Genomic DNA, 10,289 nt, shown 5'->3' on the forward strand with positions numbered 1-10,289 from the left:
TATAATGAAGCTACTACAGTTATAGAAAGGATTTATACCTTGTCATACAAATTTCTACTATTCGACCTTGATCATACGTTGCTGGATTTTGATACGGCAGAAGATATTGCTTTGACTCAGTTTTTGGAGGAGCAGGGCGTAGCGGAGATTCAGGCCTACAAAGACTATTATATTCCCATGAACAAGGGGCTTTGGCAGGATCTGGAGCGGGGGAAAATCACCAAGCCGGAGCTTGTCAACACTCGCTTTTCTCGTCTTTTTGCCCATTTTGGCATTGAGAAGGATGGCGCCGAGTTGGCCCTTCTCTATCAGCAGTATATTGCTCAGCAAGGACAAACATATGCTGGTGCTAGCGAGCTTTTGGACAGTCTGACAGAAGCTGATTATGAGATTTACGGAGCGACCAATGGCATCACGGCTATTCAGACCGGCCGCATGGCCCATTCCGATATTTCTCCTTATTTTAATCACATTTTCATCTCAGAAAAGATGGGGACTCAGAAGCCCGAAGCTTTGTTTTATGAAAAAATAGCAGAGCAAATACCAGATTTTGACCTGTCTCAGACTTTGATGATTGGAGACTCTTTGACAGCTGATATTGCTGGCGCTAATAATGCTGGATTGGACTCTATCTGGTACAATCCCAAGCAGCTAGAAAATGAAAGTCTTTTTCAACCGACCTATACCGCTTATTCTTATGACGACATTATCAGACTATTGGTTCCATAAGGAGACTGCAAATGAAAAACTATTGTCCGTTTTAACAAGAAAGACTAATCTAAAAAATTTTTAACTCTGTCAAGAAAAAAACTTGACAGCTGTTTTTAATCTGCTATAATAGAACATGTGCTTAATAGCTTTGCTATTTCACCAAAAGAAAAAAATAAAGAAAAGAGACCTTAATAATGGCAGTAAAAATCCGTTTGACTCGTATGGGTTCTAAGAAAAAACCTTTCTACCGTATCAATGTTGCAGACTCACGTTCACCTCGTGACGGTCGTTTCATCGAAACAGTTGGTACGTACAACCCACTTGTAGCTGAAAACCAAGTGACTTTGAAGGAAGACCGTATCCTTGAGTGGTTGGGTAATGGTGCACAACCTTCTGATACTGTACGCAACATCCTTTCAAAAGAAGGCGTATTGAAGAAATTCCACGATTCAAAATACTCTAAATAATAGAAGCGTAGGTTGACATATGGACACGATTGAAAATCTAATTATTGCGATAGTGAAACCCTTGATTTCACAGCCAGATGCCTTAACTATCAAGATTGAGGATACACCTGAATTTTTAGAATATCACCTGGATCTTGCTCAGAGTGATGTTGGACGTGTAATCGGTCGTAAAGGTCGTACTATCTCCGCTATAAGGACGATTGTTTACTCTGTCCCAACTGAAGACAAAAAAGTTCGCATCGTCATTGATGAGAAATAAGAAGCAGCGGGGCTATGTGTCCCGTTTTTTTCTATTTCTCTTAGCGAACTGAGTGCGCAGCTCTCAAGTGAGCTTAGGGAAATTGATGCCCAGCAAAGCGTGGGTACAAAGCCATTAATGAAACAAGCCGTTAGGTGTAGTTGCATTTAGGACCATTGATGCAGTTCGACCTTCGTGAGAACTAGACACTTCGTTTAAGAGAAGAACGAAATGCAGGGGCGAGTTTAGAAAAATTCGAAACTGGAGGGCATATGAAGTCAGAAGATTATGCTTGGAACGCTCATGAGCGCAAGTCTTATGAGAATGATCAAGTGATTTTACCGAGCCCTTATAAGCTAAAAATTCTGGATGATAGTGAGAAGAGATTGGAATTGGAGCTTGTTTTGGAGGAACTTCCTCAGGAGCAACTGGCTCGATGGGCTATGAAAATGGCGTCAAGCTTTATAGCTCTGATAGATGCGGAAGATGAGTCTGAAAAGCAGAAGATTTTGACTCAGGTAAGAGAGGTTTTTCAGGCTCGACTTGATGGGAGGGCATCTGCCTATGAATTAAGGCAGGCTGGTTTCTTGGCTAACAAACTGTCGCAGCAAGCCCAATCACAAATCGGTAAATATGCTGCGCGTGTTTTTGCTCAAGCAGTCGCAACAGGCCACATGCGGGGCCATGCTATTGTCGCAGCGGATTATGCCATCAAAGTCAGAAATTTGCAGAGTCCAGATGATATGCAGCGGGCTGGCAAGGAAAGAGAAGGGCAGATAGAGCTAGCCTCTGCTTTTATTAGATCAGGAAAGGAAACTTTATGAAGCATTTATTTTCACGCTTGTCACCAGCGCAAAAGATTATCTTGTCTTTTCTTCTGGTGATATTCTGTGGCTCCTTGCTACTCAGTCTGCCTTGGGTGCAGACGGCTAGTTCCCAAGCGGGCTATCTGGATCATCTTTTTACAGCTGTCTCGATGGTCTGTGTGACAGGGCTTTTTACTCGATCGGTTGTGGATACATACAATGTCTGGGGGCAGCTCCTTTGCATGTTACTGATTCAGATTGGTGGCTTGGGCATCCTGACCTTTATCGGTTTTTTCACCATGGAAAGTCGGAAAAAGCTCAGCCTCAAGGATCGCCGTATTCTGCGGGATAGTTTTAGTTATGGTAACAATCGTACCTTAGGTCAATTTGTCCGTTCGATTTTTATCACGACTTTTAGTATCGAAGGACTGGGTGCGCTCCTTCTCATGATTCGCTTCATTCCCAAGTTTGGTCTGAGAAAAGGGATTTTTAATTCTATCTTTTTAGCCGTTTCTGCATTTTGTAATGCGGGCTTTGATAATTTTGGCAATGATAGCCTACTAGGCTTGCAGACAGATGTTTTGGTCAATATCACCTTGGCTCTCCTCATCATTACTGGAGGACTGGGCTTTATGGTCTGGTTTGACTTGGCGACTAAATTGGGAGGAAAACAGAAGGGGCTGCACTTTCATACTAAGGTAGTCTTGCTGCTGACTGCTGGTCTCCTCGTTTTTGGGACGGTCACGAGTCTCTGGACGGAGTACAATAATCCTGGAACGATTGGCAATCTTTCCTTTGGCGATAAGCTACTGGTCAGCTTTTTTCAGACAGTCAGTATGAGGACAGCTGGCTTTGCTTCCATTGATTATACAGCTGCTCGTCCAGTAACCCTGTTTATCTATCTGCTCCAGATGTTTCTGGGAGGGGCTCCGGGTGGTACAGCGGGCGGTCTGAAAATTACGACCTTCCTAGTTCTTTTGCTTTTTGCTCGAAAGGAAATCCTGGGCTTGCCTCATACCAATATGGGACGGAGAACGCTGTCTCCTCAGCTAGTGCAGAAGGCTTTTGGTGTGACAGTGATTTTTCAGCTGACATTTCTGCTTGGTCTTTTGGCTCTTGGGCTAGTGACCGATAGCAGTCATCGTTTTATTTACCTGATATTTGAGACTGTGTCGGCATTGGCTACAGTTGGTGTCACGGCCAATATCACTACCAGCCTCAATACAGCTGGTATGATTGTGATTATGTTGCTAATGTTTATTGGACGGGTGGGGCCGCTGACTCTTATGGTCAGTCTCAACCATTATCAACCGAAGAAGGCTGCAACCTTGCATTACAGCAAGGCGGACATTATGATTGGATAGGAGAAAAGAAATGGCAAATCAAACAGTTGGAATCCTCGGTTTGGGGATTTTTGGACAGAGTATCATTGAGGCCTTGATTTCTCAAGATGTAGAAATCATTGCGATTGATAATCACGAAGAGACAATCAATCAGTATGAAGACATGATTGCCGTTGGTGTGATCGGGGACATTACTGATATGGAGCTTTTAGAGGCGGCAGACGTTGGGTCCTGTGATACGGTCATCGTAGCGACGGGAGAAAGTCTGGAATCCAGCGTCCTAGCGGTCATGCACTGCAAGGCATTGGGCGTTAAAAATGTCATTGCCAAGGTCAAAGATGAAGTAACTCAGCAGGTGCTGGAAAAGGTGGGAGCTGATCTGGTTATTCTGCCTGAAGTGGAGGCTGGTATTTCATTGGCCAAGACTATTCTCTTGAACCATTCGATTGAGGTCTTCCAGCTGGATGACGATGTAGTAGTGGCTGAGTTTGAACTGCCTGCTAGCTGGGTCGGGAAAACGGTCCGTGAAGTAGATGCTCGCAGGCTTTATCATCTTAATATTATCGGCTACCGTCTGACAAAAAATCAGCCTTTGGAAAGCAAGTTTACTCCAGACTTTGTTTGGCCAGAAGGCGTCAGCATTATGGCTGTGACTGATAACCAGCATTTGGATAATTTACGTGAAATAGTGAGTAGCAGCTAGGATAATTCCTCTTCGGTGGGGGCCAACCGATTCTATCTAGGCATTCGGCACCTTTCTATTATATGAAGAAAAAATGGATACATAGGAGCTCTTTCAGGGCTCTTTTTTGAAACCAGTTGCAAAATTTATTATACTATCACTAGAAAAGGAGTGATTTTATGAGCTTAACCAGCCAGATCATTACAGCAGATTTTCCAGATTTGGATAAGGTAGAAGCCTTGAATAATGAAGGTTTCCCAGAAGAGGAAAGGATACCGCTCAGTGAATTTTTACGATATGAGGAACAGGAGGATGCTAATTTTTTCGCCTTTTATCATGAAAAGGAATTTGTTGGTTTTGCCTTTGCAATCTCCAACGCGCAAGCCTTTTATGTTAGTTTCTTTGCTATTATGCCCCACTTGCGCAGCAATGGCTATGGCGGTGAAATCATCGAAAAGCTGGTCAATTTCTATCAGCGAACCATGCTTTTAGAAATCGAGCGCCTAGATGAGCCGTGTGATAATCTTGAACAGCGTCAGGCTCGCTGGGAATTTTATAAAAGCAAGGGTTTCCGCTCGTCGAATGCATTTCTGGAATATGAGGATCTTAGCTTTGAAATTCTTTATCGAGGGGATTCTTTTGACGAAGAATCTTTTTCGATACAAAGTCCTTGCCAGCCTTCCTCGCACTCATCCCAGTAGAAAAAACGCTCCAGATTTTTAGGTCTGCCAAATAGTTTAGCTATGATTTTGGCTATTACAGGAATGCCCGTATTTTCCAGTAGCTCAATATAGGGGCCTTGACTAAAGTATATTAAGGCATTGTTGGGTTTTTTCCTTCTGCCGTATTCGACGACAAAACCCTTTTCTTCCCATTCCTTGACCGCCTGCCGTAAGCCTTTTACCTTGTAAATCAGATGGCCGCTTCTTATCATAGTAGCCCCTCCTTTTCGTATTCTGCCTTTACCTTAGCATAGATTTTTAGGAAAAACAAGCCTTGAGATTAGCCTTCATTCACAGTGCAAGCGACTGCCTCTTCTAGCACGAATCTTGGTTGAATATGAAAAAATTTTGGTATATAATTTTGGGTATTGGGGTGTCCTTATTCTGATAGTAAAATAGCTAACTCTCAGATAGTAGTGTGTGCCCAGATAATATTTGTAAGAATTGATTGGAAACATTNTGAAAGAAAAAATCATCAAAACGAAAGTAGGACAGCTATTTGTGTCCTATCAACCTGCGGAAAAGATTGCTGTGTTTTTAAGCGGTGCAGGGAGTCTGCCGACCTATGAAAATTTTTTGCCAGTTATTCGGAAGTTACCTAAAAATTGGGGCTATTTAACGATAGATTACCCTAATGCTGGCCAAAGTCCACTCGAAAATCAAGAAAATTTTGCTTTGGACGATTTGGTTCAGTCTATTTTGGAGGTTTTATCACATTTTAAAGTCCTCCAGTATGCTGTTTGCGCGCACAGTATTAGTGGTCTTGTAGCAGTTAAAGTTGCTGAGTCAGAGCCGTTTTGTCAGGGACTAATCTTAATTGAGCCGACCACTTATTCTGTTCTATATGGCGAATTAGCTCAGAATCCTTATCCCGAATTTTTATCCTTACAGGAGAAAGTTCAGACGCTCGGTGGAGGATATGAATATCTGAAAAAAATAGGACAAGAGAGTTTTTTAGTAGCTGATTTTAAAATCTTATGGGCGAAGGAAGAAAGGAGTTCAGATAGATTAAAATCTGTACAAGAAGGATTTCAACATTATTGCAGTATCGCAAAAAGTGATTTTCAAAACTTAGATCTCTCTTTTCAATTTCCGATTTTTATCCTGAGTCAGGCCTATCGAGAACAAGAATATAAAGATTCCGAATTTGCTTCACAAAATACTCGGATTATTTTAGGAGGCAACCATCACTATTTACATTGGAGTCAGTCAGAAAAGATAGCTGAGCTTCTTTTAGAAATGTGATTGTGAAGCCAGCTTTTAAAAGAAAGATAATGATGTGTAGGGAAGCTCTAAAGTAATATAAACTCTTCTTTACTAATGAGCGATATTATCCTGTATTGTTTTGTAATAGATTTGCAATGATATTATAATAAAAATGCTACAGACAAAGGCTAGTATGTATAATAAAGGAGAAAAAAATGACTAAAATTAAAAGTAATATATCAGATGCTCAGAACTATGCAACAAAAATCAAACAAGGGAGTTCCAATTTATCAGGAATCGGACAGGCTCAACAGGATGATAAAACGACTGTTTCGGGGAATTCAAATGCTCATGAGGTTATGAAGGCATCCCAAGATGCCAGACAAGGCATTTCTAATGCTCTCTCTGAAATGGTGACGAATATCCATAGTGTTGCTGGAGAATTTGAAGCAGTGGATCAGCAGATAACTGAGTCTGTAAATGGCTAGATAAAATACTCTGACTATTCTGGAAATCAAGGAGGACAGACTGCTCATGGAAGAAGAAAATAAAGAGAAGCCAGTTAAGTTTGTATATGATCCTGATATGACTCTGGCAGAACGATTGCAAGCGCAACGAGAACAGATGCAGAATCTGCGGGAGCAGGAAGAGTTGAAGCGAATGCTGGCTAACCAAGATAAGGTCATGTATAAGATAAGCCGGCACTTCCAGGAAGATCAAAAAGTTAAGGAAAAGATCAAATCTCCGGAGGAGCAGATTGAAGACCTTCGCTACAAAGAATCAGAATTATTGGAAAAGGAATATCAGATAGACGGTGATTTAAAAAAAGTAACAGAATACTATGAATCTGTGGAGTCTGACGCACATAAAATGCATGCTTTATTAGATGAACTAGCCTATCGCTACAGTCCTCAAAACGGCTTTGAGCATATGCGTGATGAATTTTTGCAGAACTGGCAGAGTTTTCGAGCAAACTTTGAAGAAGATAGCGAAGTATTGAAAAAGCAAAAAAGAAAGGTCTCTGAAGAATATGATAAGGCCTACCATGAGCGTATTCGGATAGTAAACAGTTTAGAAGATAAGAGGAACTACCAATGAGTATAGACATGTATTTGGAAGATTCGCAGTCCCAAGCGGCCAGTACCCAGAAGATGATGCAAGAGGAAATTAAAGCTTACGAAGAACTGGAAAGAAGTTTGATAGATTTTGAAGCCAGCACAGAATCGCTAAAGGGAAAAGCCTATGATTCAGCACGAAGTTATTCTGAACGGGTTCTTCGTCCTTTGGCACATGGCGGAAAGCTACTGTCGGAAGCAGTGGGTAAGACAGTTAAACAGTTTCCAGAATCATATATTGCGCAGGTTGCTAATGAAAGCCTAAAGGAGTCTGACATAGAAGCTAATATTCAAGGATTAACCAATATTATCACTATTCAGGAAACTAGCGTATTTGGGGTAAAAGCAGTTGGACTATCGGAGTTAGTGAAGAATCAGCAGAAAATGATTGATACATTGACTGATGCAAGACAAGTACTTCAAGAGAAATTAGATAAACTTAGAGAATTCAATAATTCATCGCCTCAAATTTTCTCAGAGATTGAAAATTTGAAAAATATGATTACTACAGGACTTAACCATTTGAATAATGCATGGGATGCAAAGAAAGGAGTTTATGTTTTGCCAGCTAATCTGGATTGGGCAACACAAATAATGAATTATACTCCACCTTCAAATTTGCAAGACTCACAATCTAGGGATAAAGACTTTATAAATAATCTCATCGAACAATACGGTTATGATGAAGATACTGCTAAAAAAATATTGAAACTTAAAGAGGGGATTGATAAAAAATATCCTAGAATGTCTCAGAAGAAAAAAGATTATCTGCTCAATCGTTCTTTAGGAGCTCCGGTATATGATGGTTATAAATGGGATCAGACAGCTGGTGATCTAGACGGGGACTCAGCTCAAGAGTTTTATATAAGAATGGGCTTGACTGATGCTGAATCCAAAAGTTTATATTATGAAATAGAAAAGCAGCATTTTTTTTCTAACTTTACTACAGGTACAATAGTAGATCCTGCTGCAGAAGGAGATGCAAAATACACTGATCGTTTAAAATTGTATAAGGAAACTCACAATATTTCAGGTATGTCTGATTCTGAAATAAAAGCAGCTTTTTTAAATAATTGGAAGGAGCAAAATAAACGCTATGCTAATAAAACAGATTTTGCTCATCAGTTCATCACGACTGCAACTCACCTCAACCTTTCTTTGCCACCAGGCTATATGATGCTAATGTTTGGAGGAAGAAATGGAATTGAAGCAGTTTCGGGCTGGCGTGGTGATGCTACAACGGATGCAGAAACAAAACCATCTATGGGGAATGATGATTTTAGAGCAGATTTAGATGCCGTAAATATCACGAGCATCATGAATGAAAAGAAACTTTCTTTTTTGGAAGCTTCTAACTATTATTACCGACAGTTAGAAGATAAAACAGATTCCAAAACGGATAAGATGACACGTTCAGAATTCTTTCTCAAATATACTGATATTAATGATGTAAAAAAAGAGATTTTCAAGATGGTTCCTAAAAAGTTTTATGAAGGTGCCAAAGATACGTATACTGAGCCAACTGAGGAAGAAAAACGTGCCTATATCAAAAAACATTATCCTGATTCTTATAATTTCCTTAGAAGTTTGGAGGAACGAGATAATCAATTGGGAACTTATGCGGAAAGGGAATGATTATTATGAAAAAGGTTCTAATTTTTATATTAGCGCTTGCCTTGCTTTTGATAATTGGTTTTCTAACCTTCTACAATCAACAGGGCAGTCAGTCTAGCAGTATTTTTGATGAAATTTACAAGGATGAAATCCAATATGCAGGTGCTGGAGATAAGAGTCAGATGAAGCTCTTGAAAATAAAAGGAGCTGACCTTGTTACGGAAAAGGACAGTTCGGATTTTCAGGCAGGCACAGTGATGGTGGTATTCCAATCAAAGGATTTCCCGGAAAACAGCAATCTCAATATTATCGCAAATAAAGATCAGATGCTTATTTTTGACTATGAGGAGAAATGGGATGAGAACGTTCAGCTTTCCTTGACAGCTAGTTATGACATAAAGACGAAGTCTCTCACACAGGAAGCTAAACTGCTAGACTATGAAAGCAAAGATGTTGTCATTCCTAGAGATAAATTTGAAAGTTATGGCTTGACTCAAGCTAAGACTGAAGAAAAGTTTTCTTTGTTTGAGAAAGTTTTCCTCAAAGAATGGGAAGCTGTTTCAAGCGGCCGCTTTTCTCCCAGTGATAAAGGCAATGTAAAGGTTGTAAAAAAATGGAAGTGAGAGAGGAATAGCTGTGATAATATGAATTATCTATCTAACAAAGAGATAGTGGAAAAATCTTCAATAGTCAAAACGCATAAAATTAATGCTTCTGTAAACATTGATTTTATGCGTTTTTTTATGTAAACTATTATCATATTTGACTTTGAAATTGACTCTCTTTGAAATAAGTAAAACTTTCGTCGAGCTTGCCGTTTAATTTTTACTGACTTCGTTTGTTTTAGCTGGTAATTTTAATATTAAGATGTGTCTACCCTAGTATCTCAGCAATAGCATCTCGAATTTCCCGAACGGTTGCGGATTTGCTATGGTCACTGGTATCAAACTCGATGTATTGACCATCAGCATCAACAGTTCCACCGACAGGCCCTTCGGATCCATCGACTGATGTTCCAATGGCAGGGGGTTGGCTTGTATCTGCATAGTCTATCTCAATAACGATGATGCGCGTATTGGACTCCAAATCATCTATCATTGGAAGAGACGATGCAGAGGTCATGTTCTGACTAGCATAGTATTCTAGGAAAGCCTTGATGGTTGGGTTATCAATTTGAGCAATTTTTTCGTCTAGGGCTGAGAGATTTCTAGTTTCTCTCGTTTCGCTTTCCATTGCTTGGCCTTTTTTGACCTGTGTCAAAGCAGTCAGACTGGCAGCTGTGGTGGCTAGAAGAGCAGTAGAGAGCAGGAGTTTGCTTAACTTTTTTCCCATAGGTATCACCAACTTCTTTCTGGTTTTGCGTAAATACACTTGGGTATTTATAG

Annotated in this window: 14 protein-coding genes; 12 read left to right on the forward strand and 2 right to left on the reverse strand. The window is 40.3% G+C overall.

What is annotated here, in order from left to right; all coding sequences use genetic code 11:
• Positions 1-39 precede the first annotated feature (39 nt).
• From pynA to D8886_RS08240, 7 genes are all read left to right on the forward strand, one after another.
• Positions 40-729: a pyrimidine 5'-nucleotidase PynA gene (pynA, locus tag D8886_RS08210; RefSeq protein WP_125435043.1), complete on the forward strand. Its 690-nt coding sequence runs from the start codon at positions 40-42 to the stop codon at positions 727-729.
• 176 nt (positions 730-905) lie between these two features.
• Positions 906-1,178 carry a 30S ribosomal protein S16 gene (gene rpsP, locus D8886_RS08215; RefSeq protein WP_002895310.1) on the forward strand — a complete coding sequence of 91 codons (273 nt, stop codon included), beginning with the start codon at positions 906-908 and terminating at the stop codon, positions 1,176-1,178.
• A gap of 19 nt (positions 1,179-1,197) precedes the next feature.
• A complete protein-coding gene (kphA, locus tag D8886_RS08220; RefSeq protein WP_125435045.1) occupies positions 1,198-1,437 on the forward strand; it encodes an RNA-binding protein KphA in 240 nt (79 codons plus the stop codon).
• Between the two features lie 251 nt (positions 1,438-1,688).
• Entirely contained in the window at positions 1,689-2,240 is a 552-nt protein-coding gene (locus D8886_RS08225) for a putative immunity protein (protein ID WP_125435047.1), read from the forward strand.
• Positions 2,237-3,586: a TrkH family potassium uptake protein gene (locus tag D8886_RS08230; protein ID WP_125435048.1), complete on the forward strand. Its 1,350-nt coding sequence runs from the start codon at positions 2,237-2,239 to the stop codon at positions 3,584-3,586. The genes D8886_RS08225 and D8886_RS08230 overlap by 4 nt, the downstream gene beginning before the upstream one ends.
• A 10-nt stretch (positions 3,587-3,596) precedes the next feature.
• Positions 3,597-4,268, forward strand: a complete 672-nt coding sequence (locus D8886_RS08235) for a potassium channel family protein (RefSeq protein ID WP_032913402.1) — start codon at positions 3,597-3,599, stop codon at positions 4,266-4,268.
• A gap of 158 nt (positions 4,269-4,426) precedes the next feature.
• Positions 4,427-4,948 (forward strand): GNAT family N-acetyltransferase, encoded by a 522-nt coding sequence (locus D8886_RS08240; protein WP_125435050.1) that lies wholly within the window; start codon positions 4,427-4,429, stop codon positions 4,946-4,948.
• On the opposite strand, the gene D8886_RS08245 is transcribed toward D8886_RS08240, so the two are convergent.
• Positions 4,870-5,181 carry a VOC family protein gene (locus D8886_RS08245; protein ID WP_125332419.1) on the reverse strand — a complete coding sequence of 104 codons (312 nt, stop codon included), beginning with the start codon at positions 5,179-5,181 and terminating at the stop codon, positions 4,870-4,872. The two genes, D8886_RS08240 and D8886_RS08245, sit on opposite strands and share 79 nt — an antisense overlap.
• A gap of 247 nt (positions 5,182-5,428) precedes the next feature.
• Here D8886_RS08245 and D8886_RS08250 point away from each other — a divergent pair, with 247 nt between their 5' ends.
• The 5 genes from D8886_RS08250 (at position 5,429) to D8886_RS08270 (ending at position 9,527) form a co-directional block, all read left to right on the forward strand.
• The gene (locus tag D8886_RS08250) at positions 5,429-6,214 is read left to right on the forward strand and encodes an alpha/beta fold hydrolase (protein ID WP_125444972.1); all 786 of its coding nucleotides are present in this window, start codon (positions 5,429-5,431) and stop codon (positions 6,212-6,214) included.
• A 176-nt stretch (positions 6,215-6,390) separates the two neighbouring features.
• On the forward strand, positions 6,391-6,663 hold the full coding sequence (locus tag D8886_RS08255; protein WP_125435052.1) for a TIGR04197 family type VII secretion effector: 273 nt from the start codon (positions 6,391-6,393) through the stop codon (positions 6,661-6,663).
• Between the two features lie 46 nt (positions 6,664-6,709).
• On the forward strand, positions 6,710-7,273 hold the full coding sequence (locus tag D8886_RS08260) for a DUF3958 family protein (RefSeq protein ID WP_125435054.1): 564 nt from the start codon (positions 6,710-6,712) through the stop codon (positions 7,271-7,273).
• Between the two features lie 8 nt (positions 7,274-7,281).
• Complete coding sequence (locus tag D8886_RS08265; protein ID WP_185761279.1) at positions 7,282-8,925, forward strand: T7SS effector LXG polymorphic toxin; 1,644 nt, start codon at positions 7,282-7,284, stop codon at positions 8,923-8,925.
• Complete coding sequence (locus D8886_RS08270) at positions 8,922-9,527, forward strand: TipC family immunity protein (protein ID WP_125435058.1); 606 nt, start codon at positions 8,922-8,924, stop codon at positions 9,525-9,527. The genes D8886_RS08265 and D8886_RS08270 overlap by 4 nt, the downstream gene beginning before the upstream one ends.
• Positions 9,528-9,777: 250 nt before the next feature.
• Here the strand turns inward: D8886_RS08270 and D8886_RS08275 are convergent, their stop codons facing one another.
• Positions 9,778-10,236, reverse strand: a complete 459-nt coding sequence (locus tag D8886_RS08275) for a hypothetical protein (RefSeq protein ID WP_125435060.1) — start codon at positions 10,234-10,236, stop codon at positions 9,778-9,780.
• Between the last annotated feature and the right edge of the window lie 53 nt (positions 10,237-10,289).

It is taken from the genome of Streptococcus sanguinis (genome assembly GCF_003943655.1).
GTDB classification, from domain to species: domain Bacteria; phylum Bacillota; class Bacilli; order Lactobacillales; family Streptococcaceae; genus Streptococcus; species Streptococcus sanguinis_F.